Raw genomic sequence first — 26,144 nt, forward strand, 5'->3', positions numbered from 1 at the left:
GGAGAGCAGGATGTTCCGCAAGATCCTGGTGGCCAATCGGGGCGAGATCGCCTGCCGTGTGATCAGCACGGCCAGGCGTCTCGGCATCGCCACGGTGGCCGTCTATTCCGAGGCCGATGCCGGCGCGCGCCACACAAGGCTGGCCGACGAAGCCTGGCCCATCGGCCCGGCCCCCGCGCGCCAGAGCTATCTGGTGGGCGAGCGCATCCTGGAGGTCGCCCGCCGCGCCGGCGCGGAGGCCATCCATCCCGGCTATGGCTTCCTTTCGGAGAATGCCGAGTTCGCGGCGGCCTGCGCGGCGGCGGGCATCGTGTTCATCGGCCCGCCGGCCTCGGCCATCCGCGCCATGGGCTCCAAGGCGGAATCCAAGGCGCTGATGGAACGCTCCGGCGTGCCGCTGGTGCCGGGCTACCACGGCGAGGCGCAGGACCTGCCGCTGCTGACGGCGGAGGCGGCGCGGATCGGCTATCCCGTGCTGATCAAGGCTTCGGCCGGGGGCGGCGGCAAGGGCATGCGCGTGGTCGGCGGGCCGGAGGAGATCGAGGCGGCGATCGAGGGCGCGAAGCGCGAGGCGCTCGCCTCCTTCGGCGACGACCGCGTGCTGATCGAAAAGTATCTGACCAAGCCACGGCATATCGAGATCCAGGTCTTCGCCGACGGCTTCGGCAAAACCGTCTCGCTGTTCGAGCGCGATTGCTCCATCCAGCGGCGGCACCAGAAGGTGATCGAGGAAGCGCCCGCCCCCGGCATGGACCCCGCGCGGCGCCAGGCCATGGGCGAGGCCGCCGTCGCCGCCGCGCGGGCCGTGGGCTATGTCGGCGCCGGCACGGTGGAATTCATCGCGGAAGGCGATGCCTTCTACTTCATGGAAATGAACACCCGCCTGCAGGTCGAGCATCCCGTGACGGAGATGGTCACGGGGCTGGATCTGGTGGAATGGCAGCTCCGCGTCGCCGCCGGCGAGCCCCTGCCGGTGCCGGAGGAACAGCTCGCCCTCCACGGCCATGCCATCGAGGCGCGCGTCTATGCCGAGGACCCGGCGCGCGACTTCATGCCCGCCGTGGGCACCCTGGTCCATCTGCGCCAGCCGCGGGAGGCGCCGGGTTATGTGCGGGTGGATACCGGCGTCCGCCAGGGCGACACCATCACGCCGAACTACGACCCCATGATCGCCAAGCTGGTCGTCTGGGGTGAGGACCGCGCCGCCGCCGTGCGGCGCCTCGCCGCCGCCCTGGCGGAATACGAGGTGGTCGGGCCACAGACCAATCTCGACCTGCTGCGCGCCATCGCCGGCCACCCGGCCTTCGCGGCGGCGGAACTGGATACCGGCTTCATTGCCCGCCATGCCGGGAGCCTCATGGGGGGCAGCCCGGCGGAAGCCGAGGCAGCGGTCGCCTGGGCCGCGGCGGCCCTGTCGACGCTGCGGGAACAGCAGGAGCAGGCGGCGGCACAGGCGCGGGAGACAGGCGACCGCTGGTCCCCCTGGGCCCAGGCCGATGCCTGGCGCATGAATGGCGAAGGCTACCAGGACCTGCGCTTCCGCCATGGCGAGGGTGAGCCGGTCACCATCCGCGCTTTCCCGCTGGGCGAAGGCCGCTTCCGGCTCGACCTGCCCGGCGGCCTTGTGGAAGGGGAGCTGGCGGAGGATGAGGCCGGCCCGCTCCTGCTGCTGGATGGCGTCTCCCGCCGCCTGCGGCTGGTGCGGCGGGGGGATGAGCTGACGGTGGTGCTGGCTGGGCGCAACCACCTGCTGCATCGCAGCGACCCGCTGGCGCCGCCCCGGACGGAAACGGCGGGCCATGACCGCGTCCGGGCGCCGGTGCCCGGCCGAGTCAGCCGCGTGCTGGTACGCCCCGGCGAAGTGGTGGCCAAGAACGCGCCGCTGGTGGTCATCGAGGCCATGAAGATGGAACTGACGCTACGGGCCCCGATGGATGGGCGTGTCGAGAGCGTGCCCCACCAGGCCGAGGAGATGGTCGAGGAAGGCACGGAGCTCGTCACCTTCGAGATGGAGGCCGCCACGCCATGAGCTATCCGGCACGGGTGCGCGTGGTCGAGGTCGGGCCGCGCGACGGCTTGCAGAACGAGAAGGCGGTCATTCTGCTCGCCGCCAAGGCGGCGCTGGTGGAGCGGCTGGTGGCGGCCGGGCTGACCACGGTCGAGGCCGGCAGCTTCGTCTCGCCCAAATGGGTGCCGCAGATGGCGGATACGGCGGAACTGCTCGCCATGCTGCCGGCGCGGGAAGGCATCAGCTATCCCGTGCTGGTGCCGAACCTGCGAGGGCTGGAACAGGCCATGGCCACCGGCCGGGTGGCGGAGATCGCGGTCTTCGGCGCCGCCTCGGAGAGCTTCTCGCAGCGGAACATCAATTGCTCCATCGACGAAAGCCTGCGGCGCTTCGCGCCGGGGGTGGAGAAGGCACTTGCACATGGCCTGCGGGTGCGCGGCTATGTCTCCTGCGTGCTGGGCTGCCCTTATGAGGGCGAGGTGGATGCCGCCGCGGTGACGCGGGTGGCGGCGGCCCTGGCGGGCATGGGCTGCTACGAGATCTCGCTCGGCGACACCATCGGCACGGGCACGCCGCTGAAGGCCCGCCGGATGGTGGAGATGGTTGCCGCGGAAGTGCCAGTCGAGCGGCTGGCGCTGCACTTCCATGACACCTATGGGCAGGCCCTGGCGAATATCCTGTCTTGCCTCGAACGCGGCGTCTCCGTGGTCGATAGCGCGGTGGCCGGCCTGGGCGGCTGCCCTTATGCGCAAGGCGCCACGGGCAATGTGGCGACGGAGGACGTGGTCTACATGCTGCATGGCATGGGCATCGAGACAGGGCTGGACCTCGACCGGCTCTGCGAGGCCGGGGCCATGATCTCCTCCGCCCTGGGACGCGAGACGGCCTCCCGGGTCGCCCGGGCGCGCGGTGCCATGGGAGCCCGGTGACGGGCTGCGGCGGCTTCACCACATCGCGGCTCACGTGACGTCCGGCCAGGGCTATAGTGCCTGAACCAGGGCAGCAGAGGGCCATGATGCTCAGATCCATCGATGCCGGTGTGCTGAATGTCGCATTCGAGGAGCATGGGAAGCCGGATGGATGGCCCGTGCTGCTGTTGCACGGCTTCCCCTATGACGTGCGGGCCTATGATGCGGTGACGCCGATCCTGGCCTCGGCCGGCGCCCGGGTCATCGTGCCCTGGCTGCGCGGCTATGGGCCCACGCGCTTCCTCTCGCCGGAGACGCCACGCTCCGGCGAGCAGGCGGCGCTGGGCCAGGACCTGCTCAATCTGCTGGATGCGCTCCAGATCCGCTCCGCCCTGCTGGCGGGGTATGACTGGGGCGGGCGGGCGGCCTGCGTCGTTTCCGCGTTATGGCCGGAGCGCGTACAGGGGCTGGTCTCGCAGAACAGCTACAATATCCAGGACATCGCCCGGTCCGGCCAGCCGCAGGAGCCGGAGAACGAGATGCGCCTCTGGTACCAGTATTACTTCCATTCCGAACGCGGCCGAAGCGGACTGGCGGAAAACCGGCGCGAGTTCTGCCGCCTGTTGTGGCGCCTCTGGTCGCCCAAATGGCGCTTCGACGATGCCACTTTCGACAGAACGGCCGAAAGCTTCGACAATCCCGACTTTGTGGAGGTTGTCATCCACTCCTATCGGCACCGCTTCGGGCTGGTGGCGGGGGACCCGGCGCTGGCGCCGGTCGAGCGCCAACTGGCCGCGCAGCCGCCCATCACCGTGCCCACCGTCACGCTTGATGGGGATGCGGATGGCGTGCTCGCCCTGGGCGGCACCGCGAAGCACGCGCCGCGCTTCACCGGGCCCCATGAGCACCGGGTGCTGCGGGACGGCGGACACAACCTGCCGCAGGAAATGCCCGAGGCCTTCGCGGCGGCGATCCTGGACCTGCGGAGCCGGCTGGCGGCGTGAGGCGCGCTATGCCTCCGGGGCCTTCCTCGGGGCGGCAAGCGGCTCCGGCGTGGCGAAAGCCGGCGGCGCCAACGCCCCGGCGCCGCGCGGCGCCGTGTCGATGGGAAAGTGCAGCGCGGCGGCGATGAGGCCCACCAGGGCGGTGGCCAGCCAGACGGCGCCGTAGGAGCCGGTGAGATCGAAGACGATGCCGCCCGACCAGGACCCGAGAAAGGAGCCGATCTGGTGGCTGAGGAAGCACAGGCCGAAGAGCGTGCCGAGATGCCGCGTGCCGAAGAGCTTCGCCACCAGCCCGCTGGTCAGCGGCACGGTGCCCAGCCACATCAGCCCCATGGCGGCCGAGAAGGCGAAGAGAACCGGTCCCGTCTTCGGCGCCAGGAAGAAGGCCAGGATCACGGCGCTGCGCAGCAGGTAGAGCCAGCCCAGCGCCCATTGCTGGGGAAAGCGCCCGCCCAGCCAGCCGCAGAGCGCGCTGCCGATCATGTTGAACAGCCCGATCAGCGCCAGCGCCGAGGCGCCCGCGGCGGCCGGCATGCCGCAGAGCAGCAGATAGGCGGGAAGATGCGTGGCGATGAAGGCGAGCTGGAAGCCGCAGGCGAAGAAGCCCAGCGTCAGCAGGCAATAGCCACGGTGGGCGAAGGCCTGCTCCAGCGCCTGCCCCAGCGGCATGGGCGGCTCGGCCAGCGCGCCGGGGTCGGGCCTGTGGCGCAGCAGCAGCCCCAGCGGCGCGGCGGCCAGCAGGCAGCCGGCCAGGACCAGCAGGGAGGCCGCCATGCCGGCATGCTGCGACACCCCCTGCGCCAGCGGCACGCAAAGCGCCTGGCCCAGTGAGCCGCCGGCGCTGGCCAGCCCCATGGCCATGCTGCGCTGGGCCGCGGGCACGGCGCGCCCCAGCGCCGCCATCACCACGCCGAAGCTGGCGCAACTCATGCCCAGCCCCACCAGCACGCCCATGCCGATGACCAGCGCGGCGGCCGAGGCTGAAAGCGCGACCAGCATCAGGCCGCCCGCGTAGAGAAGCGCTCCCGCCATCACCACCGGCGCCGGCCCGAAGCGGTCGGAGGCGGCGCCGGCGAAGGGCTGGGCGATGCCCCAAACCAGGTTGTGCAGCGCGATGGCGAAGGCAATCAGGCCCAGGGAATGCCCATAGGTGCTCGCCAGCGGGTCGAGATAAAGGCCGAAGCTCTGCCGCGCGCCCATGGCCACACTCATGATGGCGCCGCCGGCCAGGATGACGGGCATCGCGCGCCCGCTACGCCAGGTCATGCCCCGTCTTCCTTCAGCAGCAGGCCCAGCAGTTCCGCGATGCGCGGGTCCGTGCTGTGCCCGATGTTGAAGCGGAAATGCCGGCTGGGCTGCCGGCCAGGCCGGAACAGCGTGCCGCCCGCCAGGACCAGCCCATGGTCCCGCGCGGCGAGAACAAGGTCCTCCCGCGCCCCCGGCGGCGCCTCGGCCCAGAGGAACATCCCTTCCTCCCCGCCCGCCACGGTGAAGCCGAGCACGCGCAGCCGCCCCGCCACCAGGCCGCGCGCGGCGGAAAGCCGCGCCCGCAGCGTCTCCAGGTGCCGGCGGTACTGGCCGGAGCAGAGCATCTCCAGCACCAGTTGCTCCTCCACGCCCGAGCCGGTCAGGGCGGTGGTGACCTTGGTGCGCAGCAGCGCCTGCAGGCGCTCCGCCGAGGCCGCCAGGAAGCCGACCCGCGTGCCCTGGCCGATCAGCTTGGTGAAGCTGCCGACATGGATGACGGAGGCGCCGCCGTCGAGCTGCATCAGCCGCACCGGCTCCCCGCCATGCAGGTCGCCATGCGCGTCATCCTCCACCAGCAGCAGGTTGTGGCGCTCGGCGATGCGGAGCAGGCGGTGGAGATTGGCGGCGGAAGCGGTCCAGCCCGTCGGGTTGTGCAGCACGGGCTGCAGGAAGAAGGCCTTGGGCGCCTCCCCGCGGCAGGCCCGCTCCAGCGCCTCCAGGCAGGGCCCGTCCGGCCGCCGCTCCACCGGCACCAGATGCAGCCCGCGCTGCTCCAGCATGGGGAAGAGCATGAAATAGCCAGGGTCCTCCACCAGCACCGTGTCCCCGGGCGAGAGAAAGGTCTGCGCCACCAGTTGCAGCGCCTGGGTGCCGCCCGCCGTCATCAGCACGCCGTCCGGCGGCACGCTGATGCCGCGCATCGCCAGGCGCTGGCAGACATGCTCGCGCACCGCCGCACCGCCCTGCGGCGGCGCCACGCGCCGCAGATGCGCCGGCAGGCCCCGGTGGAAGCGGGACAACACACCGCCCTGCCAGGCGCTTTCCGTCCAGGCTTCCGGCAGGACGCCGCCGCCGGGGCAGAGCACATCCTCCCGCGCTTCCAGCATGGCCAGGGCGATGCCCTCGGCCGCCGTGGGGTCGGGCCTGGGGAGCGGCGGCGCCGGCGGCAGCTCCGCCGGGCGGATGGCGTAGACGCCGGAGCCGGAGCGGGACACGGCGAGGCCCATGGCCGCGAGCCGCGCATAGGCCTCCACCACGCTGTGCACGCCGATGCCGGCGCGGCCAGCCAGGGCGCGGATGGAGGGAAGCCTGGTGCCATGCGGCAGCGTGCCGGCGCGGATCAGCTCCGCCAGCCGGCTGGCGATCTGGTCGGCGAGCGGCACCGGGGCCTGGCGGTCGATCTCCACGGAAAGGCGCGCATGCCCGCCCAGGACAAGCCGGAGGTCCGGCCGGCCGGGCGCGGCGGGAACGGGACTCTGGGCCATGGCGGCGCCTCCCCTGGATCGCGTGCCGCCGGAGCATCGGCTGCCGGAGGGGTGGGCGGCAAGGCCATGCATGACTGGCGCGCCCATGAACTGTGCCGGCCAAACAACGGCACAGTTCGAGGGCGGCGTGGCTGGCGTGCCCGCATGGCGAGGGCGGAGGATAGGCGCCGGTTCCGGAGGATCGGCCATGGACGGCATCTGGCCGCTGCTGCTTTTCGCGGCGATCTCCACCGCCACGCCTGGCAGCGCCACGGTGATGGCGGTGGCTTCCGGCGCGCGCTTCGGCTTCGCCCCCTCCCTGCCGCTGGTGGCGGGGCTGGCCCTTGGCCTCGGCGCCATGGCTGCTGCGGCGGCGGGCGGCCTGGGCGCGGTGCTGCTGCTGCTGCCCTCGGCCCAGGTCGCGTTGCGGGTCGCGGGCACGGCCTATCTGCTCTGGCTGGCCTGGCGCATCGCGCGCAGCGGCCCGCCGCGCCAGGGAGGGGCGGCAGCGCCCGGCGGGCTGGTGCTGGGCCTGCTCTTCACCTGCCAGAACCCCAAGGCCTGGGCAGTGACCCTGGGCGCGGCGGCCTCCTTCTCCGGCCTGGCCACGAGCCCCCTGGGGCTGGCGCTGCTGCTCGGCGGCACCTTCACCGGCTTCGCGCTGCTGGCCCTTTCCGCCTGGTGCGCCGCCGGCGGCGCCATGGGGCGGCGGCTGCGGACGGAGCGGCAATGGGCCCTGGCGAATGGCCTGCTCGGTGCCCTGCTGGCGGCAACGGTGGTGCCGATCTGGTGGTCGTGAGCGCCGGCCGCTGCCCATCCCGGGCTTTCATCGCGGCCCGGATCGGGCATCCTGCGGTGCCGTCAATGCTGGAGCCATGAGCGGAGGCCGCCCTTGCCCGCATCGCGTCTTGTCATTGTCACCGGCGGCAGCCGCGGCATCGGCGCCGCCATCGCGCGCTGCCTGGCGCGGGAAGGCTTCCGCATCGCCATCGGCTGCCGGCAGGTGGAGGAAGCCGCGCCGCTGCTCACCGCCATCGCGCGGGAGGGCGGCGAGGCGCTGGCCCTGCCGCTGGACGTGACACGGGAGGAGATGGTGGCCACCTTCTTCGCCACGGCGGAGCAGCGCCTGGGGCCGCTGCATGCACTGGTGAACAATGCCGGCATCACCGGCCCTCTCGGCGCCTTCCGCGACCTGGACCCCGGCTGGATGCGCCGTGTGACCGAGGTGAACCTGATCGGCACCATGCTCTGCGCCCAGGCGGCCCTGCGCTGCTTCGATGCGGCGGAGGGCGAGGGCCGCTCCATCGTCAATATCTCCTCCGTCGCGGCGCAGAGCGGCAGCCCGGGCGAATACGTGCATTACGCCGCCAGCAAGGCTGCGGTGGAGGCTTTGACCATCGGGCTGGCGCGGGAGGTGGCGGCGCAGGGCATCCGCGTGAATGCCGTGGCGCCGGGCACGGTGCAGACCGGCATCCATGCCCTGGCTGGCGATCCCGGCCGCCCAGCCCGTATCGCGCCCCGTGTGCCGATGGGCCGCGTGGGTGAGCCGGAGGAGATCGCCGAGGCGGTCGCCTGGCTCCTCTCCGGCGCCGCCTCCTATGCCACCGGAACGGTGCTGCGCGTGACGGGCGGGTTGTGAGCAGCATGGCCAGCAAGGAGAGCGCCATGGACCATCCTGTCTTCCTGTCCGCCGCCGCGGCCGCGCCGCGCGGTAGGCCTTCCAACTACCCACCCGTTTTCGCGGCACGTATGGAAGGGCGCATCAAGCGCGTGCTGGGCGATGCCTTTGGCCTGCGCAACTTCGGCGTGAACCTGACGGAACTGCGGCCCGGCGCCTGCTCCGCGCTGCACCACGCCCATAGCCGGCAGGACGAGTTCATCTTCGTGCTGGAGGGCGAGCCCGTGCTGGTCACCGGCGACGGCGTGGAAAGCCTGTTGCGCCCGGGCGACTGCGCCGGCTTCCCGGCCGGCGGCGCGGCGCACCACCTGGAGAACCGCACGGATAAGCCGGTGCGATACCTGGAGATCGGCGACCGCACGGAGGGAGACACCGTGACCTACCCCGCCGACGACCTGATGGCCCTGCGAGAGGATGGCGCCTGGCGCTTCTGCCACAAGGACGGGATGCCTTGGTAAGCGCCGCGACCGTGGAGCAGGCCGTCCTGATCGCCTGCGCGGATGGTGTGCGGCTGGGCGGCCATGTCTGGCCCGCGCGGGGCGTGCCACGCGGCGCGGTGGTGGTGAATGCCGCCACGGGGGTGCTGGCGCGCTACTACCACCGCTATGCCCGCTTCCTGGCCGCTCATGGCTTCGAGGTGCTGACCTACGACTACCGTGGCATCGGCGCTTCCCGGCCCGCCAGACTGCGGGGCTGCGGCTATCGCTGGCACCAATGGGGCACGCTGGATTGCGACGCAGCGCTGCGCTTCATGCGGCAGCACCGGCCGGGCCTGCCGCTGCATCTGGTGGGCCACAGCATCGGCGGCTTCCTGCCGGGCTTCGCGGCCAGCGCGGGGGCCATCGGCCGCATCCTCACCGTGGGCGCGCAATATGCCTATTGGCGCGATTACCGCGCCGCCGAGCGGGCCGGCCTTTTCCTGAAGTGGCACCTGGCCATGCCGCTGATGACGGCGCTCTGCGGCTACTTCCCCGGCCGCCGTCTCGGCTGGCTGGAGGACCTTCCGGCCGGGGTGGCGCATGAATGGAGCTTCCGCCGCGCGCGCATGGAACTCAGCCTGCCGCCGCAGCAGCGCCAGCCGGTTCTGGCCCGCTTCGCGGCGGTCAAGGCACCGGTTCTGGCCGTCATTGTCGCGGATGACCCGCTGGGCACGGCGCCGGCCATCCGCCGTGGCCTGGGCTATTACCGCAACGCGCCGCGGCAGGAGGTGGTGATCGCCCCGGCGGATCTTGGCGTGGCCGGGATCGGGCATTTCGGCCTCTTCCACGCGCGCTTCGAAGGCAGCTTCTGGGTGGATAGCCTGGCCTGGCTGGCGGAGGGGACCAATCCCTGGGCAGGCCATCGGGCTGACTCGGCGGCCTGATTGCCCCCAGGTAGCAGGCAGGAGGATGCGGGCCAGGCTGCCGCAGCCTCCGCCAGAACGTCAGTCCATCCGGGCGCCGCTGGCGCGCACGGCGGCCGACCATTTCTCCCGCTCCGCCGCGACGAAGCCTGCGAAATCGCCGGGGGATTCGAGCGGCACCACCTCTGCGCCGCGTTGGCGCAGCCGGTCGACAGTCCCTTCTTCCCTCATGCCCTTCCGGAAGGCGGCATTGACCGCCGCCACCACCGGCGCGGGCGTGCCGGCCGGTGCGAAGATGCCGTCCCAGGCCGCGACCTCGAAGCCGGGCAGCACGGAGGCGACGGTGGGAAGGTCCGGGTGCGTGGGCAGCCGCTCACGGCTTGTCACCGCCAGGGCCCGCACGGCGCCGCCCTGCAGCAGCGGCGCGGCGGCGGGGATCAGGTCGATCGCCATATCCACGCGCCCGGCGGCAAGGTCGGTCATCGCCGCCGCATTGCCACGATAGGGGATATGGACCAGCTCCACCCCCGCCGCGCCCCGGAACATCTCCGAGGCGATATGCCCCGTGGTGCCATTGCCGGCGGAAGCATAGGTGAGCTTGCCGGGCTGCGCCTTCAGCAACCGGATCAGCTCCGGCACCGTCTCCACCGGCAGGTCCTTGCGCACCACCACCACCAGGGCGATGCGGGACAGGGCCGCGACCGGGATGAAGTCGGCATCGGGGCGGAAAGGCAGCTTCGGATAGAGCGCCTCGTTGATCGCATGGGTGCCGTTGGTGCCGTAGAGCAGGGTGTAGCCATCGGGCACCGCGCGGGCGACGGCCTCGGCGCCGATATTGCCGCCCGCGCCCACCCGGTTCTCCACCACCAGCGGCTGGCTCAGATGCGCCTGCGCCGCCTGGGCGGAAAGCCGGCCCAGCGTGTCACCCCCGCCGCCGGCGGCGAAGGGCACGACGAGCCGGATCGGCCGGTCAGGCCAGCCCTGCGCCCGCGCGGTGCCGGAGGTGGCGGCCAGCGCCGCCGCCGCCGCCAACAGGCTCCGCCGCTTGGTTGTTATGTTCTTCATGGACGCCCCTCCCCTCGCGGCGCGTCAGACCGGATAGGCTTCGAGCAGCTCGACCGGATCGCCATAGGTCTCGGCCAGGGCGCGGACCTTGGGGTCGCGCAGGGACATCAGGTAGCCATCCTCCACCAGCGTGCGGTTGCCGGCCACCACGGTGCTGTCGAAGGTGACGAGGTCCATGTGGATATGCGGCTCCTCCCAGTTCGGCATCACCCGGCGCAGATATTCCGAGGGCTGCAGCGCATTGATGCCGAAATGCAGCGCGCCGGGGGAATTCGGGCCGGCGGGGTAGATGTCGAAGCGCGGCGCCTTGGGGTTGTGGCCGCAGCCCACCTCTTCCAGCGTGCCGCCGATCAGGTAGTCGCGCATCACCTGCGCTTCCCAGCTGTCGCCATGCACGGCCTTCACCACGTCCTGCTCGAACTCGACGCCGACAGGCTCCTTGAACGGCTCGTCGAAACCCACGGCCCATTGTGGCCAGATGGTGCCGGTGACGCCGATCTTTTCCTCGGGCTGCAGGCCGACCATGCTGGGCTCGAAGAGATTGGGGCCATGCGTCGGCAGGTAATGGACGTAGCAGCCATCCTCATCCGCCACATTGTGGCCGCGCCAGCGGTTGTGGCGGCGCAGGTGCTGCAGCATCTTCTCGCTGAAGGGCACGCGGAAATCGGTGCCGCGCGGGTCGGTGACGCGCAGCGTGAAGTCGCCGGCCTCGGGGAACATGCGGCCGGTGGCGCGGATGATCTCGCCCAGCAGTTCCACCGGGAACTGCGCCTGCGGCGTGTGCAGCAGGTCCAGGTCGCGGAAGAAGGTGATCTTGACCCAGCGCTGCCCCTTGTTGCGCCGCAGCCCGATGCAATAGGGGTCCAGCACCGAGGCGAACCAGGTGGAGACCACGAAGGTCGCGCGCTCCAGCAGCGGCTTGGCTTCCTCGGGCACCGTGACGTAGCGCGTGGAATCGCCCATGTAGGAGATGAAGGTGGCACCGCGCCCGCGCGCCAGCCCCTGCACCGCCTGCACCACGCGCGGGTCGATCAGCGGGTCGGTCAGCATCACCACATGGTCGCCAGGGCGGATCGCCATGACGCGGCAGAAATTGTCCACGCCCTTCATGTAGTCGGCGGTGCTCGCCGGCTTGTGCTCCACCTTCCGCGGCAGGCCGCGGCGGGTGGAGGAGGCCATGATGTCCGGAACCTGGTTGAGGAAGCCTTTCATGGTCGTTTCCCTTTTTTCTTATCTCAGAGCTTGAAGGTTTCCAGCGAGGCCGGGTGGAACAGTTCCTCCGGCGCCAGCTTCCGCGAGGAAAGCCCCTGCTGGTGATGCGCCGTCAGGAAGGCCTCCAGCACATGCCGGTTCCCTTCCAGACCATAGGACCAGAAGTCGTGGCCCATGAGCTGCCGCGCATGCTGCAACCGCTCCTCGACGAAGGGCAGCGTCACCTTGGTGGCGGCAGTGTTGGAGAGCTTCGCCATCGCGACCTCCTTGGCTTCCTCGAAAGCCTTGACGAGCGCGCCGGGCAGGTAGCGATGCTTCTCCACCACATCCTTGCGCACGCCCAGGATATGCATGATCGGGAACATGCGGTGCTTGCCGTACCATTCGGAGGCAGCGGCGACCGGGTCAGGCCAGAGCCGCCCGACCTGCGGATGCCCGCGGTCGAAGCAGGAGGGCGCGCGCGGGCCGACCACGGCATCGATCGTGCCATCCGCCAGGGCGGAGGAGAGCGTGGCGCCGGGCGGCAGGCTTTCCAGCCGCACATCGGGCGGCAGCTTCAGCGTGATCTTCTCCTCCCGCGACGGGTCCTCGTAGCCACCCCGCACCCAGGTCACGTCGGAGGGATGGACGCCGTATTCCTCCAGGATCATCCGGACCCAGACATTGGCGGTGAGCTGGTATTCCGGCAGGCCGATGCGCCGCCCCTTCAGATCCTCCGGCCGTGCGATGCCGCGATCGGTGCGGATGTAGACGGAGGTGTGGCGGAAGGCGCGGGAGGGGAAGACCGGGATGCCGACGTAGGGGCAGTCCCCGTTGGCCGTCTTGACCGTGAAGGAGGAAAGCGACAGCTCGCAGATATCGAAATCCGCATACTTGAAGGCGCGGAAGAAGATCTCCTCCGGGTCCAGGATCGAGAAGACCGGGTCGACGCCATCGATGCGCACGGTGCCATCCACCAGCGGGCGGATGCGGTCGTAATCGCCGATGGCGAGGGACAAGGGCAGAAGGGACAAGATACGCGGCTCCTAGCTGTTGCGGGCGCTGCTGGCGGCGGCTGCCAGAATTGCCACCAGGTCATTCTCGGCCGCCGCGGCGGATTGGTAGCGCGGCTGTGTTGTCACATATGGAGCCGGGGCGTCATGCGGATTGTAGATCTCCAGGAAGTAGCGGCCGGAGCGCTCGTCCCGTACAGGCTCGATGCGGATCAGGGGCATGGTTGAACTTCCTTATTCGGGACGGATGCCGGCGGCCTTGGCGATTTCGCCATTCCGCGCCTGTTCTTTCTCCGTGAGGCGCGCGAAGTCCCCGCTGCTTTCCAGGATGGGCGTGCAGCCGAGGGCCGCGAGGCGTTGCACGACCTCGTCGTCGCGCAGTGCTTTCGCCGTGGCATCATGCACCGCCGCCACCTTCTCCGCCGGCAGGCCGCGCGGGCCCCAGATGCCGGTCCAGCCCTCGAAGACCATATCGGGGTAGCCCAGCTCCACCATGGTCGGCGCCTCAGGCAGCAGCGGCACGCGCTCTGTGGCGGTGACCGCGAAGGCCTTGAGCTGCCCGCCCTCGATCAGCGGCTGCACGGCGCCGAGCGGCGCGAACATGAGGCTGACGGCGCCCGAGACCAGGTCGTTCACCGCCGGGCCGGAGCCGCGATACGCGACGATGGTGAATTCCGCGCCGAGCTTCTGCCCCAGGGCGGCGGCCCCGAGCTGGCCGACGGAGCCGAGGGTGGAACCGGCGAAGCTGAAGCGGTTGGGGTCCTGCTTCACCGCCGCCAGCAGCGCCTTCGCATCCGGCTGCCGGATATGGTTGGCGCCGCCCACCAGCACATAGGGAATGCGGACGGTGCGGGCGATGGGGGTGAAATCCGCCAGGGCATCGAAGGGCACGCCGCGCTGCACGAATTTCAGAACGAGATGCACCTCGTTCGAATAAAGCAGGTTTAGCCCGTCCGGCGCCGAGCGCGCTACTTCCTGCGCCCCGATCGCGCCATTGGCGCCGGAGCGGTTCTCGATCACCCAGGTCTGGCCCAGCCCTTCCGCGATGCGGCTGGACAGCAGGCGCGCGGTGACATCGGTGGTGCCACCGGGCGCATAGGGCACGATCAGCCGCGCGACGCTCCGCCCGCCCTGGGCCTGGGCCGCGGCAGGCAGCCCCAGCGCCGCTGCGGCGGCGAGGCGGAGCGCGTCACGACGCTTCCAGGTTCCGATGGCCATAGCTTTCCTCCCAGTGTGTCATGGCCGTGTGTGCCGGCCCTTGATGCTTCAGCGTCACGTCCCGCCCGCTTCGGGCGGATTCCAGCAATGCGAGGCAGATCTCGGCCGTCGCCAGGCCCCATTCGCCGCTGTGCAGCGGGGGCAGGCCATGCATCACGGCGGCATGAAGCTCATCGATGACCTCGGCGCGCGGGATCTCCGGCGGGGGCAGCGGCTCGAAGCGGCGCTCGTCGTCGCCATAGACCAGCACGCCCCGGGCGGTGGGCCGCAGGTCGGCCCTCTCGCAGGAGGCGATGACCAGGCCGAAATGGTTATAGGCCGGTGGCGGCGGCGCCTGGCGGGCCTCGGCGGCGCCGCTGCCCCGGCCATAGGCCCGCTGTTCCTTCAGCGCCGCTTCCTCCGCCGGGGAGGCCATGCGGCGCAGGGCCGCGCGGGCGGTGCCATAGGCGGCAGGGTCGCGGGGCATGCCCATCTCCCCTGTCCAGTCCTGCAACTCGTCGGTGTCGAAATGGCCATGGCCGTTGTAGGTCAGCGTGGCGGAAAGGCCCTCGCCGAAATCCAGCAGCGCGTTATAGGCACCCTCCGTGCCCCGCGCCGGGTCCCAGACCGAGGCCGTGGCGCGGATGGCGCGGGCCGGGCGGCCGGCCAGCAGGCGCACCACCTCCACCTGATGCGGCGCCTGGGAGAAGATGGCGCCGCCGCCCTGCGCCGTGTCCAGTTCCTCCGGGCGGCGGGGGCGGTAGAGGTAGTCGGTGAAGTTCAGCGCCGTCACCATGCGCACCGCGCCGAATGCGCCCGAGCGGATCATGGCGCGCGTGCGGAGGTAAGGCGCGTCAAAGGAATGGCTATGGCCGACGATCAGGTGCACGCCGGCCTGCCGTGCGGCCTCCACCATGGCCAGGCAATCCGCGAGTGCGAGCGCCATGGGCTTTTCCACCAGCACATGCTTTCCGGCACCGGCGGCGAGGCGCACATGCTCGACATGGAACTGGTGCGGCGAGGCAACATAGACCGCGTCCAGGCCGGGATGGGCGCAGAGCGCCTCCACCGTCTCGTAGCCGCGGGCCTCGAAATCCGCTTCGAAGCGCGCGCGCGCCTCGGGCCTGGGATCGGCGGCGGCCACCATGCGGATGCGCGGGTCCCGCGCCAGGGTGGGCAGCATCAGCATGAAGGCCCGCCCCAGGCCCGCCACGCCCAGCCGGATCGGCGCTTCCGCCACGCTCAGAGGTCCAGCACCAGCGTATCGGACCTGGCGCGGGAGACGCAGATCATCAGCGCCGATTTCCGCTCCGCCGGCGTCAGCACCAGGTCGCGGTGGTCCACCTCGCCGGACAGGTAGCGGGTGCGGCAGGTGCCGCAGGTGCCGCTTTCGCAGGAGGACGGCAGCTTGCGGCCATGGGCGCGCAGCACCTCCAGGATGGTGGTGCCCACCGGCACCTCTAGCGGCGCGCCATCCGGGCCGAGCTTCACGGAGAAAGGCTTGTCATCGGCACGCGGGCGGACGAGGTCCGAGCCGAAATCCTCGAAATGCACGGCCTCTTCCGGCCAATGGCCGGTCATGTCGCGCACCGCATCCATCAGCGGGCGCGGGCCGCAGCAATAGATGTGAGCGCCGGTCGGTTCCTCGAAGACCGGCCAGAGGTCATAGGCCTTTTCCGGGTCGCCCTCGTCGTGGTGCAGCACCACGGCATTCGTGCCGGCGAATTCCGGGGCGGCGATCTCGGCTCGGAAGGCGGTGCCGCCGGCGGCGCGGGTGAGATAGAAGAGGCGGAAGGGCTTGCCGCCCTCGGCCTGCAGGTAGCGGATCATGGCCAGGATGGGCGTGATGCCGATGCCGCCGGCGACGAAGATGTATTCCGGCGCGCGCAGGTCCAGCTCGAAGAGATTGCGCGGGGCCGAGACATCGAGGCTGCCGCCCACCTGGGTACCGTCGATCAGGCCGGTGGAGCCGCCCCTGCCGCCTTCCTCCCGCTTCACGGCGATGACGTAGCGGTCCCGCTCATGCGGGTCGTTGCAAAGGGAATAATTGCGCATGGCCCCGGAGGGCACGCGGACCGAGAGATGCGCGCCCGGCGTGAAGGGCGGCAGGTCCGCCCCCTGCGGGTGGCGCAGTTCGAAGAGCTGGATGCCATCGGCGGCGGGCTCGGCCCGGGCCACGCGCAGGGTCATCAGCTCCGCATCCGCTTCCGGTGCGTGGAGCATGGAACAGGTTTCCTCAGACGGTCTTCCGATTGCCGCCTGCGGTTATAGTTAGATACCTAAGTTTATAAGCGCAAGGGCTTTGTGACGCTGGGCTGGTTCAACAGCATTATTTGCGATAATGAGAGGCATTCTCATTGGTTTTAAAGTTACCTCTGGCTAAAACATAAACCTCTTGACGAGAATGCCGCCGCTAAGAACATTAGAGACCTAAGCTTTCTGCCGGTGCCATGACCATCCCAGCACCCGGCCCATGGGAAGGACGCGCCAAGCATGCTGACCGCCGAGGAGAACGAAACCCTGTGCCGCGTGGAGGGCGATGCCCCCATGGGCCAGCTGATGCGCCGCCACTGGGTGCCCGCCCTGCTGTCCGAGCAACTGGCCGAGCCCGATGGCAAGCCGGTGCGCCTGACCTTGTTCGGCGAGAAGCTGGTCGCCTTCCGCGACAGCGAAGGGCGGCTGGGCGTGCTGGGCGAGATGTGCCCGCACCGCAAGGCGTCCCTCGCCTTCGGGCGCAACGAGAACTGCGGGCTGCGCTGCCTGTATCATGGCTGGAAGTTCGACGTGGAAGGCAATGTCGTGGACATGCCTTCCGAGCCCAAGGAAAGCGGCTTCGCCGAGCGGGTGAAGCACAAGTCCTATCCGGCGCGGGAAGCCGGCGGCTTCGTCTGGGTCTATATGGGCCCCGCCGATGCCATGCCGGAATTCGAGCCGCCGCCCTGGGCGCCGACGCCGGAAGCGCAGGCCGCCATCGTGCGCATCCAGCTGCCCTGCAACTGGGCGCAGATCATGGAAGGGCAGATCGACAGCGCCCATTCCTCCTCCCTGCATTCCTCCGACATGCGCCCCGCCCGCGGGGAAGCGACGGCGCTGGACACGCACTGGGTGCGGCCTTCCACGGACAAGAACCCGCGCATCCAGGTGCAGGTCACGAATTACGGCATGCGCTATGCCGCCATCCGCCGCCCCATCATGAACGCGGCGACGCAGGATTATGTGCGGATCACCACCTTCGTCGCGCCCTTCACGGCGCTGATCCCGCCCAATTCCACCTACAACGTCGCCAGCGTCATCGTGCCGCGCGACGACACCAGCAGCTATTTCCACTTTATCGCCTGGCACGAGAGCCGGGAGGCCATCAGCACCGCCGCCTGGCGCAAGTTCTGCGTGGCGGAGGTGGGCGTCGATGTCGACGAGGACTTCCGCCCCATGAAGCGGCATGCCTCCAACGACTACCTGCAGGACCGCGCGCTGATGAAGACGGGGAATTCCTTCACCGGCATCCCCGGCATTCCCAACCAGGACATCGCCATGTGGGAGTCCATGGGCCCGATCGCGGACCGCACCTCCGAACGGCTGGGCGCCAGCGACATCGCGGTGATCCAGTTCCGCCGCATCATGCTGGATGCCGTGGCGCGCCATAGCGCCGGCGCCGCCCCCATCGGGCTGGAGGCGCCGCACCTGCCGCAGGCCAAGCTGCGCTCCTACCAGGGCGTGGTGCCGAAGACGGAGAACTGGCGCACCCTCGGCGCGTCCGAGGAGGAAGTGGCCTATCTCAGCGGCATGGAGGAGGAGGAAGACGAGAAGGCCATGGCCCAGGCCGCTCTCTGAGCGCGGGGCCGGTGGCGCCCCTCACCGCCCGGCCGGATACCGGCCGGGCCCGTTTCGGTGTAACCTGCGCCATGCCAACCACGCAGGATACCACCCTGACGGATTCCCTCCCCTTCGATCAGAGCGTCGGCTTCCTGGTGCGGGACCTGAACCGCGCGATCCAGCGGCACCTGCAGGCCAGGCTGCAGGAATATGACGTGGCGCTCGGCGCCTGGTACTTCCTGCGCGTGCTGTGGGAGGAGGACGGCCTGACGCAGCGCGACCTCGCGCGCCGGGTCGGCATGATGGAGCCCACCGCCGTGGCCGCCCTGCGCGGCATGGAGACCCAGGGCTGGATCCGCCGGGTGCGGTCCGAGACGGATAAGCGCAAGGTCTTCCTGTTTCTCACCCAGGCGGGCCACGAGCTGCGGGAGCGGCTGGTGCCCGAGGCGCATGCCGTCAATCTGGCGGCCGTCGGGAACATGACCGAGGACGAGGCGCGGATGTTCCGCGCCCTCCTCCGGCGGGCCAGGGCCAACTTTCCATCCTGAGCCCTTGCCGCGGGCAGCCCGCGCAGGGGCTTGCCCCTGGCGCCTCGCCATGCCGCCCGAGGCCGGGCGGCTGCGGAGGGCCTGCCGCTTAGCCCAGGAGATCGGCGTGGTAGCGCCGCGCCACGTCGGGATGCGAGCGCAGGCGGCCCTTCAGGTAGTTCGCGCCCACATTGCGGAAGAGCGGGTTCTCCGGGTCGCTGGCGGGGCCCTGTGCCTCGGCGGCCAGGGCCGGCGGCAGCGCCAGCAGCGGCACCTCGGCATCCAGCCGCGCGCCCAGGAAAAAAGCGATGGAAGACCGGTCACGCCCCGAAGGGGGGCTGACCACGCGGTGCACGGTGGCCTTCAAGTAGCCGTTGGAGGCCAGTTCCAGCAACTCCCCGATATTCACCACGAAGGTGCCGGGCAGCGGCACGGCATCCACCCAGCCTTCCGCCGTTTCCGCCTGCAACCCGCCGGCATCGTCCTGCAGCACGAAGGTCAGCAGCCCACTGTCCTTGTGCGCGCCCACACCCTGGTCCGCATCCTCCGTCACGCGGCCGGGATAGCGGATGATCTTCATGGTCTGGTTGGGAGAGCCGGCATAGATCTCCTCCAGCGCCTCCGGGTCGCCCACCAGCGCCTCGGCGAAGGCACGCACAAGGCGGATGGCGACCTCCGTCAGCCGCGCCTGCCATTCCAGCAGCGTGGGCCGCAGTTCCGGCAGCGCCTCGTCTGGCCAGAGATTGGGGCCCTGCAGCCGCGCCCAGGGCGGCGTATCGGGGCCGATCGGCAGGGCCTCGCGCTCGGCATGCACGTCGAACTGCTCGCGCCAGTCGGGCTTGCCCCGCGTCAGTTCCAGCCCGGCGCGGTTGTAGCCGCGGAAATGCGGGGAATGGATCATCTGCACCCTCAGCTTCTCCGCCTCCGGCAGGGCGAAGAAGCGGCGGGAGACATCGCGCACCCGCGCCTCCAGCCCGGCCGGCACGCCGTGACCGGCGAGGTAGAAGAAGCCGACCTCACGGGCGGCCTGACGCAGTTCCTCCAGGAAGGCGGCGCGGTCTTCCGGCGCGCCGTCGAGACGGCTGATGTCGAGCAGCGGCAGGCAGGCCCTGGCGGCAAGGTCGATGCTGGCGGACATGGTGCTGGGTTCCTCTCTGGAATCAGGTGAAGGCCGGGCCGCTCAGGCCGCCGCGGCGAGGCCGCCGACCGCAGCCAGGCCGCGTGCCAGGTCGGCCAGGATGTCGTCCGGATGCTCCAGCCCGATCGACAGCCGCACATAGCCGGGCGTCACGCCTGTCTGGGCCTGTTCGGCGGGCGAGAGCTGGCTATGCGTGGTGCTGGCCGGATGGATGGCGAGGCTGCGCGCGTCGCCGATATTGGCGACGTGGTAGAGCAGCCGCAGCGCATCGATGAAGCGCTGCCCGGCCTCCCGCCCGCCCGCCAGCTCCAGGCCTACCAGCCCGCCGAAGCCGCCGGCGAGGTAGCGCCTGGCGCGCTCCCGCGCCTCACCGGCCTGCAGGGAAGGATGGATCACCCGCGCCACGCCGGGCTGGCGGCTCAGCCAGGCGGCGACGGTCGCGGCCGTCTCGCTATGGCGCCGGATGCGCAGCGGCAGGGTCTCGATCCCCTGCAGGATCTGGAAGGCATTGAAGGGCGAGAGCGGCGCGCCCAGGTCCCGCTGCACGGAGGAGCGCACGGCGGCGATATAGGGCGCCACGCCCAGCTTCGGCGCCGCCTCCGTCCAGACGGCGCCGTGGTAGCTCGGGTCCGGCTCGTTCAGGGCGGGCTGCCGCGCGGGCACGGCGGTCCAGTCGAAACGGCCGCTGTCGATCACCGCGCCGGCGATGCTGGTGCCATGGCCGCCCAGATACTTGGTGGCGGAATACACCACGATGGCCGCGCCATGCTCGAAGGGCCGCGCCAGCAGCGGCGCCGCCGTGTTGTCCAGGATCAGCGGGATGCCGAGGGGCCGCCCGATGGCCGCCACCTCGGCGATGGGGAAGGCCACCAGCTTCGGGTTGGGCAGCGTCTCGCCATAATAGGCGCGGGTACGGTCATCGGTGGCGCGGCGGAAATTGTCAGGGTCGGCGGGATCGACGAAGCGGACCTCGATGCCCTGGCGCTTCAGCGTATTGCTGAAAAGATTCCAGGTGCCGCCGTAAAGGTCGGTGGAGGAGACGATATTGTCCCCCGCCCGCGCCAGGGCCAGCACCGCGAAGGCCGAGGCCGCCTGGCCCGAACCCAGCGCCAGCGCGCCCGCCCCGCCTTCCAGCGCGGCCAGGCGCTGTTCCAGCACATCCACCGTGGGATTGCCGGTGCGGGAATAGATGAAGCCCAGTTGCTCCAGCGCGAAGAGGCTGCGCGCCTGCTCGCTGCTTTCGAACCGGAAGGAGGTGGTCTGGTAGATCGGCACGGCGACCGCGCCATGAGTCGGGTCGGCACGCCAGCCGGCATGCAGGGCCAGGGTTTCCGGGTGCAGGCTTTCGTCGGACATGTCAGCGATTCCTCGCGAGGGATTCAGGTGATGGAGGGGCAGGCGGGGCGGCGGCCGACATCGCCCCGCCATCACGCCGCGCAGGGGCCGGGACAGAGGCGTCACGGCGCCTTCACCGAGACCAGGGAAAGGAGGCGCTCCGGCACCGGGGACGCGACGAGGCCGAGCTGCCGGACAGCCAGCAGCACGAGGCCCAGCGCCAGCACGACCCGGAGCGCCAGCCCCCTCAATCCGCGAGCCCGAGCAGGCCCAGCGCCTGGCGGCGCAGGGCCACCAGATGCGGGTCGTCCCGGTGGCGCGGGTAAGGCCGGTCCACCACCAGCTCGGCCGTGATGCGTGCCGGGCGCGGCGAGAAGACAATGACGCGCTGCGCCAGGATCAGCGCTTCCTCCACGTCATGCGTCACCAGCAGCGCCGTCAGGCCGGAGCGCTGCCACAGCCGCACCAGTTCCGCCTGCATGGAGAGGCGGGTCAGGCTGTCCAGCTTGCCCAGCGGCTCATCCAGCAGCAGCAGGCGCGGGTCGTTCACCAGCGCCCGGGCCAGCGCCACGCGCTGCGACATGCCGCCCGAGAGCTGGTGCGGATAGGCCGTCTCGAAACCCGTGAGACCCACGAGGTCGATGGCTTCCTGCACGCGGCGGCCATGGCTCTTCAGCAGCCCGCGTGCTTCCAGCCCGAGCGCCACATTGGCGCGCACCGTGCGCCAGGGGTAGAGCGTGGGGTCTTGGAAGACCAGCACGCGGGAAGGGTCCGGCGCGGTGATCGGCGCGCCATCGCCTGCCACCGTGCCGCCCGTGGGCCGGTCCAACCCGGCCAGCAGCCGCAGCAGCGTGGACTTGCCGCAGCCGGAGGGGCCGAGCAGCGCCACGAATTCGCCCGGCTGCACATCCAGGGACACCTTGTCCAGCACCGGCAAGGGCTTGCCTTCAAGCTGGAAGGCCTGGGAGGCCTCGCGGACCGCCAGCGCCATGCCGGCGGCGGAGGCCTGCTGTTGGATTGCCGCGCTCACCACCGCACCGTCCCCTTCTGCCAGGCCAGCAGCCGGTCCCGCCCCTTGAACAGCAGCGTGACAAGGCCGGAGCACATCAGCGCCATCACCAGCAGCGCCGCATACATGTTGCCGTAGGCGGCCCAGCCCTGGGCCCATTGCAGGTACCAGCCGAGCCCGGCTTTTACGCCCAGCATCTCCGCCACCACCAGCACGGAGAAGGAAGCGCCGAGCCCCATGAAGAGGCCCACGAAGACCTGCGGCAGCGCGGCCGGCACGGCGACCTTCAGCACCAGGAAGCGCTGGCTGGCGCCCAGGGTGCGGGCGATGTCGTAATAGGCCTTGTTGACGCCGGCGACGCCGGACCAGGTCAGCACCGTCACCGGGAACCAGGTGGCCAGTGCCACCAGGAAGGTGCTGGCACTGCCGCTGGAGGGAAAGACAAAGAAGGCGACAGGCAGCCAGGCGGTGGCCGGTAGCGGGCCGACCAGCCGCAGCACCGGGTGCACCCAGTAGCCAATGGCCCGGGACCAGCCCAGGGCCACGCCGGCGACGAACCCCGCCGCCGCGCCGATGGCATAGCCTGTCAGCAGCAGCCAGAGGGAACGCAGCACGCTTTCCCCGAGGCGCGGCCAGTCCTCCAGATAGACTTCCAGCAGCCCCTGCGGGGAAGCGAAGAAGGGCAGCGGCAGCAGCGCCCATTTCGCCGTCAGCAGTTCCCAGGCCAGCATGGCGAAGCCGAGCACGGTGAGCCATGGTCCAGCCTTGCGCAGCCGCAGGCCGGTGGCGCCCAGCAGCGGCGCGGCCAGGCCGGCCAGCAGCAGCGCCACGCCCAGCGCCAGCGCGGCGAGGCCGAGCTCCCGTGTGCGGCCGACCTCGATGGCATCCGGCAGCCAGGACACGACCAGCGCGGCACCGACCCAGACGGCGCCGGCCAGCAGCCCGCCCAGCCAGAAGCCGCCGCGGGCGGTGGAAGCGGAGGGGCCGAGCCCCTCGGTGATCACGGCGCCGCTCATCACACGCTCAGCACATCGGCGGTGACACGGGCGGCGAAGCGCCGCGGGTCGGTATTGGCGCGCATCACGCCGACCGACTTCAGCTCCTCCGCATAGAGTTCGATCTCGCGCCGGATATCGGCGCCCGCCGGGCTATGGCCATGCGTGTGGCTCTTCAGCATGGCGATCAGGTCGTCACGGTTCACGCGTCCCGGCGCGTAGTCCATGAAGGCATCGGCGGCGAGGCCGATGTCATGCGCCGCCAGGTGCTGCGCCTCGATCAGCGCGCGCGTCAGGCGGGCGGCCACCTGCGGCTCGTTCTTCACCAGCGCGCCGGAGACGCCGATGATGCAGCAGGCGCGATCGGCCCATTCACCGGAAAGATTGGTGGCGACCTCCACCAACTGCTTGTCGCGCACCAGCGTCCAGGCCACCGGGTCGCCGGCGGCGAAGGCATGCGCTTCCCCGCGCTCCAGCGCCAGGCTGAAGACATGCGGCGGAAAGACGCGCCAGGTCACGTCCTTGTCCGGATCGATGCCGCGCCGCTTCAGCAGCATGGAGAAGAAGTTCTTGTCGGCACCGGCCATGTCGCTGACGGCGATAGTCTTGCCGCGTAGGGATTCGACATTCTCCGTCAACCCCGCCGAAGCCGGGCCGGCCAACCGCATGCAGCCGCCATGCGTGCCGGCGGTGATCTTGACGTCGAAGCCCATTTCCAGCGGCTTCAGCCAGCGCAGCGCCATGCCGACGCCGGCATCGGCCTTGCGGGTGGCGATGGCTTCCAGCAGCGCCTCCGTGGAGCCGCCGAAATTCACCAGTTCCACCTCCAGCCCGTGCTTGGCGAGGATGCCGCTGCGGCGCGCGACCTCGGCTGGGGATGTGCAGATGGAGGTGGCGTTCCAGGCCAGCGTCAGCTTGCGCGGCGCAACGGCCGGAGTGGCGGCGTTGGTGGGCACCAAGCAGCGCGGCGTGCCTTCCAACATGGCCTCGAAGGCACGGCGCTCGGCGCCGAGCGGCGCGAAACCGGCCAGCGGCGCGGCGAGGCCGAGGCTGCCCAGGGCAGTGAGAAGACGGCGGCGGCGAAGCGGTGGTTCAGACGGGCGTGACATGGTGTCTCCTGAGCGGCAGTGGTTAAACGGTTATTTCTCGCTATTACAGAATTCCACTATGGATCATGAGTCAATCTGGAAGAGCCACCGTCCCCTGGCATCTGCAGGCCATAATTGCTGTGGAATGAGCCTTAGGGCGCGTCTTGGAGCAGGGTGCGGAGAATGCGCCATTCACTAGGGCGCCGGAGAAGAGCATGATTTTCCGGCCTTCATCCCCACCGGAGAACTTCGTGGCAAAATCAACTTTTCTAAATGCTCCTTATGGAATTATCCTGCTTTAAGAAGTTGATTAATGGCGATCAGCCCACACGCTTGAGGTCCCAACCTCACTGGATGCTTTCAGACATGCCGCATGCTATCCCGCCCGCATCTCCGGCCCTCCGCCGTTGGATGCCCCAGTGCTGCCGGGCGCTGCTGCTGGCGGGTATCGCTTTGCAGACTATGCCGGCCATGGGGCAGGCGCTGCGGATCGGCGCCGCCAGTCCGGTCAGCTCGGCCGATCCGCATATCTCCAACACCACATCCAACTTCGCGATGACCGGGCATGTCTTTGAGCCGCTGGTGGCACGCGACGCGCAGCTTCGGCTACGCCCGGGGCTAGCCGAAAGCTGGCGGGCCATCAGCGACACGGTCTGGGAGTTCCGCCTGCGCCCCGGCGTGCTCTGGCACGACGGCCGGCCGCTGGTGGCCGAGGACATCGCCTTCACGATTGGGCGCGTGCCGAATGTGCCCGGCAGCAGCGGCGGCTTTTCCGGCGCCGTGAAGCCGATCATGCGCGTCGAGGTGGTGGACGAGCGCACACTCCGCCTCCACACCGCGCAGCCGCATCCGCTGCTGCCCAATGACCTCGCCAGCGTGCAGATCATCTCACGCCACGCCGGCACCGGCGCGGCGCCGGAGGATTACAACAGCGGCAAGGCCGCCATCGGCACCGGCCCCTATCGCTTCGTCCGTTACCAGCCCGGGCAGGGCGCGGCCTTCGCGCGCAACGACAGCTACTGGGGCGGCCGGCCGCATTGGGCCGAGGTGGATTACCGCTTCCTGCCCAACAACGGCGCCCGCAGCGCCGCCATCCTCTCCGGCGACGTCGATGTGATCGACCAGGTGCCAGGCAACGATCTCGCGCGCCTGAAGCGCGACCCGCATCTGCGTGTCAGCGAGATCCCGGGCATGCGGCTGATCTATCTGCAGGCGGATTTCTCACGCGAGGGGCAGCCGCCGGGCGTCAGCGGCCCCGAGGGCGAGCCGCTGGAGCGCAACCCCTTCCTGGACCTGCGGGTCCGCCGCGCGCTGGACCTGGCCATCGACCGCGCGGCGCTGGCCGAGCGGGTGATGGAGAACACCGCCATCCCGACCGGCCAGTGGCTGCCGGAGGGCACCTATTCCCATAATCCCGATGTCCGGCCCACGCGCGCCGATCCTGCGGCCGCGCGCCGGCTGCTGGCCGAGGCGGGGTTCCCGCAGGGCTTCCGCGTCACCCTCTCCACCCCCAATGACCGCTATCCCGGCGATGCCAGGACCGCCCAGGCCGTGGCGCAGTTCTGGACGCGTATCGGCGTGCGGACGGAGGTGGAGGCGCTGCCCTGGGCCACCTATCTCGCACGTGGCCCGAAGCAGGAATTCGGCTTCCGCCTGGGCGGCTGGGGCAGTTCCACCGGCGAGGCCTCCTACCTGCTGCGCAACGTGCTCGGCACCTATGACCGGCAGAAGGGCTGGGGCTCGCCGAATTTCAGCCGCTACAGCAATCCCGAGCTCGACGCCCTCACCAGCCGCGCCATCGCCATCATGAATGACGATGCGCGGGAGGCGGCATTGCGGCAGGCGGTGCAGATCGGTGCCAGCGACCTCGGCATCCTGCCGCTGTTCCTGCTGAAGAATGCCTGGGCCACGCGGCAGGACCTCGTCTATGAGGCAAGGGCTGATGAGCAGACGCTCGCCGCCTCCGTGCGGCCGGCGCGGCGCTGATGTGCCGGGGGCAAGTTCGGCGGCAGGGGGCGGGACTGGCAGCCAAAGGCATTCCGCTTCCGCCTCATCGCCCGCCGGCCATGGCAGCCCTGGTTCTGTGAAACCGTTCCTGCCCGCACCTCGCTGGAGTCATTCC

General features: G+C 70.3%; 25 protein-coding genes. 10 read left to right on the forward strand and 15 right to left on the reverse strand.

The annotated features are described in order from the left end of the window. Positions 1–10: 10 nt before the first annotated feature. The 3 genes from IBL25_RS01335 to IBL25_RS01345 all read left to right on the forward strand — a co-directional run bounded on the left by IBL25_RS01335 (position 11) and on the right by IBL25_RS01345 (position 3,920). On the forward strand, positions 11–2,029 hold the full coding sequence (locus IBL25_RS01335; protein ID WP_187776756.1) for an acetyl/propionyl/methylcrotonyl-CoA carboxylase subunit alpha: 2,019 nt from the start codon (positions 11–13) through the stop codon (positions 2,027–2,029). Continuing rightward, positions 2,026–2,937, forward strand: coding sequence for a hydroxymethylglutaryl-CoA lyase (locus IBL25_RS01340; protein WP_187776757.1), 912 nt, complete (start codon positions 2,026–2,028; stop codon positions 2,935–2,937). The genes IBL25_RS01335 and IBL25_RS01340 overlap by 4 nt, the downstream gene beginning before the upstream one ends. Before the next feature lie 83 nt (positions 2,938–3,020). Continuing rightward, complete coding sequence (locus IBL25_RS01345) at positions 3,021–3,920, forward strand: alpha/beta fold hydrolase (protein WP_238940133.1); 900 nt, start codon at positions 3,021–3,023, stop codon at positions 3,918–3,920. A 6-nt stretch (positions 3,921–3,926) separates the two neighbouring features. Here IBL25_RS01345 and IBL25_RS01350 read toward each other — a convergent pair whose 3' ends face one another. Both IBL25_RS01350 and IBL25_RS01355 read right to left on the reverse strand, forming a co-directional pair. Then, positions 3,927–5,186 (reverse strand): MFS transporter, encoded by a 1,260-nt coding sequence (locus IBL25_RS01350; RefSeq protein WP_202986630.1) that lies wholly within the window; start codon positions 5,184–5,186, stop codon positions 3,927–3,929. Further along, on the reverse strand, positions 5,183–6,652 hold the full coding sequence (locus IBL25_RS01355) for an aminotransferase-like domain-containing protein (protein WP_187776758.1): 1,470 nt from the start codon (positions 6,650–6,652) through the stop codon (positions 5,183–5,185). Before IBL25_RS01355 ends, IBL25_RS01350 begins: the two co-directional genes overlap by 4 nt. A gap of 187 nt (positions 6,653–6,839) precedes the next feature. On the opposite strand from IBL25_RS01355, the gene IBL25_RS01360 reads away from it, so the two are divergent. The 4 genes from IBL25_RS01360 (at position 6,840) to IBL25_RS01375 (ending at position 9,672) form a co-directional block, all read left to right on the forward strand. Beyond that, a complete protein-coding gene (locus tag IBL25_RS01360) occupies positions 6,840–7,430 on the forward strand; it encodes a LysE family translocator (protein WP_187776759.1) in 591 nt (196 codons plus the stop codon). A 93-nt stretch (positions 7,431–7,523) separates the two neighbouring features. Further along, positions 7,524–8,270 (forward strand): SDR family NAD(P)-dependent oxidoreductase, encoded by a 747-nt coding sequence (locus IBL25_RS01365; protein ID WP_187776760.1) that lies wholly within the window; start codon positions 7,524–7,526, stop codon positions 8,268–8,270. Between the two features lie 26 nt (positions 8,271–8,296). Beyond that, complete coding sequence (locus IBL25_RS01370) at positions 8,297–8,767, forward strand: cupin domain-containing protein (protein ID WP_187776761.1); 471 nt, start codon at positions 8,297–8,299, stop codon at positions 8,765–8,767. Beyond that, positions 8,761–9,672 carry an alpha/beta hydrolase family protein gene (locus tag IBL25_RS01375; protein ID WP_202986631.1) on the forward strand — a complete coding sequence of 304 codons (912 nt, stop codon included), beginning with the start codon at positions 8,761–8,763 and terminating at the stop codon, positions 9,670–9,672. Before IBL25_RS01370 ends, IBL25_RS01375 begins: the two co-directional genes overlap by 7 nt. 60 nt (positions 9,673–9,732) lie before the next feature. On the opposite strand, the gene IBL25_RS01380 is transcribed toward IBL25_RS01375, so the two are convergent. The 7 genes from IBL25_RS01380 to IBL25_RS01410 are packed head-to-tail and all read right to left on the reverse strand — an operon-like array spanning position 9,733 to position 16,340. Continuing rightward, positions 9,733–10,716, reverse strand: coding sequence for a Bug family tripartite tricarboxylate transporter substrate binding protein (locus IBL25_RS01380; RefSeq protein WP_187776762.1), 984 nt, complete (start codon positions 10,714–10,716; stop codon positions 9,733–9,735). Between the two features lie 24 nt (positions 10,717–10,740). Next, positions 10,741–11,928: a hypothetical protein gene (locus IBL25_RS01385; protein ID WP_187776763.1), complete on the reverse strand. Its 1,188-nt coding sequence runs from the start codon at positions 11,926–11,928 to the stop codon at positions 10,741–10,743. Positions 11,929–11,951: 23 nt separating this feature from the next. Further along, the gene (locus IBL25_RS01390) at positions 11,952–12,941 is read right to left on the reverse strand and encodes an ABC transporter substrate-binding protein (RefSeq protein ID WP_187776764.1); all 990 of its coding nucleotides are present in this window, start codon (positions 12,939–12,941) and stop codon (positions 11,952–11,954) included. A gap of 12 nt (positions 12,942–12,953) precedes the next feature. Next, positions 12,954–13,142: a hypothetical protein gene (locus tag IBL25_RS01395; protein WP_187776765.1), complete on the reverse strand. Its 189-nt coding sequence runs from the start codon at positions 13,140–13,142 to the stop codon at positions 12,954–12,956. Between the two features lie 12 nt (positions 13,143–13,154). Then, the gene (locus IBL25_RS01400; RefSeq protein WP_187776766.1) at positions 13,155–14,138 is read right to left on the reverse strand and encodes a Bug family tripartite tricarboxylate transporter substrate binding protein; all 984 of its coding nucleotides are present in this window, start codon (positions 14,136–14,138) and stop codon (positions 13,155–13,157) included. Continuing rightward, positions 14,110–15,357 carry a Gfo/Idh/MocA family protein gene (locus tag IBL25_RS01405; RefSeq protein ID WP_187776767.1) on the reverse strand — a complete coding sequence of 416 codons (1,248 nt, stop codon included), beginning with the start codon at positions 15,355–15,357 and terminating at the stop codon, positions 14,110–14,112. The genes IBL25_RS01400 and IBL25_RS01405 overlap by 29 nt, the downstream gene beginning before the upstream one ends. A 2-nt stretch (positions 15,358–15,359) precedes the next feature. Beyond that, a complete protein-coding gene (locus IBL25_RS01410) occupies positions 15,360–16,340 on the reverse strand; it encodes a PDR/VanB family oxidoreductase (protein WP_187776768.1) in 981 nt (326 codons plus the stop codon). Positions 16,341–16,610: 270 nt separating this feature from the next. Between IBL25_RS01410 and IBL25_RS01415 the strand changes: the two genes are divergently transcribed. Both IBL25_RS01415 and IBL25_RS01420 read left to right on the forward strand, forming a co-directional pair. After that, entirely contained in the window at positions 16,611–17,948 is a 1,338-nt protein-coding gene (locus tag IBL25_RS01415; protein WP_187776769.1) for a Rieske 2Fe-2S domain-containing protein, read from the forward strand. Positions 17,949–18,019: 71 nt separating this feature from the next. After that, the gene (locus tag IBL25_RS01420) at positions 18,020–18,478 is read left to right on the forward strand and encodes a MarR family winged helix-turn-helix transcriptional regulator (protein ID WP_187776770.1); all 459 of its coding nucleotides are present in this window, start codon (positions 18,020–18,022) and stop codon (positions 18,476–18,478) included. An 88-nt stretch (positions 18,479–18,566) separates the two neighbouring features. On the opposite strand, the gene IBL25_RS01425 is transcribed toward IBL25_RS01420, so the two are convergent. From IBL25_RS01425 to IBL25_RS01445, 6 genes are all read right to left on the reverse strand, one after another. Continuing rightward, positions 18,567–19,595 (reverse strand): isopenicillin N synthase family dioxygenase, encoded by a 1,029-nt coding sequence (locus IBL25_RS01425; RefSeq protein ID WP_187776771.1) that lies wholly within the window; start codon positions 19,593–19,595, stop codon positions 18,567–18,569. A gap of 42 nt (positions 19,596–19,637) precedes the next feature. Further along, entirely contained in the window at positions 19,638–20,951 is a 1,314-nt protein-coding gene (locus IBL25_RS01430; RefSeq protein WP_187776772.1) for an O-acetylhomoserine aminocarboxypropyltransferase/cysteine synthase family protein, read from the reverse strand. A gap of 101 nt (positions 20,952–21,052) precedes the next feature. Further along, positions 21,053–21,181, reverse strand: a complete 129-nt coding sequence (locus tag IBL25_RS27190) for a hypothetical protein (protein WP_275295932.1) — start codon at positions 21,179–21,181, stop codon at positions 21,053–21,055. Then, complete coding sequence (locus tag IBL25_RS01435; protein WP_187776824.1) at positions 21,178–21,921, reverse strand: ABC transporter ATP-binding protein; 744 nt, start codon at positions 21,919–21,921, stop codon at positions 21,178–21,180. Before IBL25_RS01435 ends, IBL25_RS27190 begins: the two co-directional genes overlap by 4 nt. A 35-nt stretch (positions 21,922–21,956) precedes the next feature. Next, positions 21,957–22,955 carry an ABC transporter permease gene (locus tag IBL25_RS01440; RefSeq protein ID WP_187776773.1) on the reverse strand — a complete coding sequence of 333 codons (999 nt, stop codon included), beginning with the start codon at positions 22,953–22,955 and terminating at the stop codon, positions 21,957–21,959. Beyond that, positions 22,955–24,043 (reverse strand): ABC transporter substrate-binding protein, encoded by a 1,089-nt coding sequence (locus tag IBL25_RS01445; RefSeq protein ID WP_187776774.1) that lies wholly within the window; start codon positions 24,041–24,043, stop codon positions 22,955–22,957. The genes IBL25_RS01440 and IBL25_RS01445 overlap by 1 nt, the downstream gene beginning before the upstream one ends. Positions 24,044–24,388: 345 nt before the next feature. Here IBL25_RS01445 and IBL25_RS01450 point away from each other — a divergent pair, with 345 nt between their 5' ends. Further along, the gene (locus IBL25_RS01450; RefSeq protein ID WP_238940134.1) at positions 24,389–26,008 is read left to right on the forward strand and encodes an ABC transporter substrate-binding protein; all 1,620 of its coding nucleotides are present in this window, start codon (positions 24,389–24,391) and stop codon (positions 26,006–26,008) included. Positions 26,009–26,144 lie beyond the last annotated feature (136 nt).

Source organism: Pseudoroseomonas ludipueritiae (assembly GCF_014490445.1).
GTDB lineage: Bacteria > Pseudomonadota > Alphaproteobacteria > Acetobacterales > Acetobacteraceae > Pseudoroseomonas > Pseudoroseomonas ludipueritiae.

What these genes read in the sequence shown, in the direction of transcription:
- IBL25_RS01415 (WP_187776769.1), top strand. Translation starts at nt 16,611, where the DNA reads ATGCTGACCGCCGAGGAGAACGAAACCCTGTGCCGCGTGGAGGGCGAT.
- IBL25_RS01445 (WP_187776774.1), bottom strand. Translation starts at nt 24,043, where the DNA reads ATGTCACGCCCGTCTGAACCACCGCTTCGCCGCCGCCGTCTTCTCACT.
- IBL25_RS01345 (WP_238940133.1), top strand. Translation starts at nt 3,021, where the DNA reads ATGATGCTCAGATCCATCGATGCCGGTGTGCTGAATGTCGCATTCGAG.
- IBL25_RS01385 (WP_187776763.1), bottom strand. Translation starts at nt 11,928, where the DNA reads ATGAAAGGCTTCCTCAACCAGGTTCCGGACATCATGGCCTCCTCCACC.
- IBL25_RS01360 (WP_187776759.1), top strand. Translation starts at nt 6,840, where the DNA reads ATGGACGGCATCTGGCCGCTGCTGCTTTTCGCGGCGATCTCCACCGCC.
- IBL25_RS01355 (WP_187776758.1), bottom strand. Translation starts at nt 6,652, where the DNA reads ATGGCCCAGAGTCCCGTTCCCGCCGCGCCCGGCCGGCCGGACCTCCGG.
- IBL25_RS01410 (WP_187776768.1), bottom strand. Translation starts at nt 16,340, where the DNA reads ATGCTCCACGCACCGGAAGCGGATGCGGAGCTGATGACCCTGCGCGTG.
- IBL25_RS01395 (WP_187776765.1), bottom strand. Translation starts at nt 13,142, where the DNA reads ATGCCCCTGATCCGCATCGAGCCTGTACGGGACGAGCGCTCCGGCCGC.
- IBL25_RS01400 (WP_187776766.1), bottom strand. Translation starts at nt 14,138, where the DNA reads ATGGCCATCGGAACCTGGAAGCGTCGTGACGCGCTCCGCCTCGCCGCC.
- IBL25_RS01370 (WP_187776761.1), top strand. Translation starts at nt 8,297, where the DNA reads ATGGACCATCCTGTCTTCCTGTCCGCCGCCGCGGCCGCGCCGCGCGGT.
- IBL25_RS01440 (WP_187776773.1), bottom strand. Translation starts at nt 22,955, where the DNA reads ATGAGCGGCGCCGTGATCACCGAGGGGCTCGGCCCCTCCGCTTCCACC.
- IBL25_RS01420 (WP_187776770.1), top strand. Translation starts at nt 18,020, where the DNA reads ATGCCAACCACGCAGGATACCACCCTGACGGATTCCCTCCCCTTCGAT.
- IBL25_RS01380 (WP_187776762.1), bottom strand. Translation starts at nt 10,716, where the DNA reads ATGAAGAACATAACAACCAAGCGGCGGAGCCTGTTGGCGGCGGCGGCG.
- IBL25_RS01340 (WP_187776757.1), top strand. Translation starts at nt 2,026, where the DNA reads ATGAGCTATCCGGCACGGGTGCGCGTGGTCGAGGTCGGGCCGCGCGAC.
- IBL25_RS01435 (WP_187776824.1), bottom strand. Translation starts at nt 21,921, where the DNA reads ATGGCGCTGGCGGTCCGCGAGGCCTCCCAGGCCTTCCAGCTTGAAGGC.
- IBL25_RS01350 (WP_202986630.1), bottom strand. Translation starts at nt 5,186, where the DNA reads ATGACCTGGCGTAGCGGGCGCGCGATGCCCGTCATCCTGGCCGGCGGC.
- IBL25_RS01425 (WP_187776771.1), bottom strand. Translation starts at nt 19,595, where the DNA reads ATGTCCGCCAGCATCGACCTTGCCGCCAGGGCCTGCCTGCCGCTGCTC.
- IBL25_RS01430 (WP_187776772.1), bottom strand. Translation starts at nt 20,951, where the DNA reads ATGTCCGACGAAAGCCTGCACCCGGAAACCCTGGCCCTGCATGCCGGC.
- IBL25_RS01335 (WP_187776756.1), top strand. Translation starts at nt 11, where the DNA reads ATGTTCCGCAAGATCCTGGTGGCCAATCGGGGCGAGATCGCCTGCCGT.
- IBL25_RS01450 (WP_238940134.1), top strand. Translation starts at nt 24,389, where the DNA reads ATGCCGCATGCTATCCCGCCCGCATCTCCGGCCCTCCGCCGTTGGATG.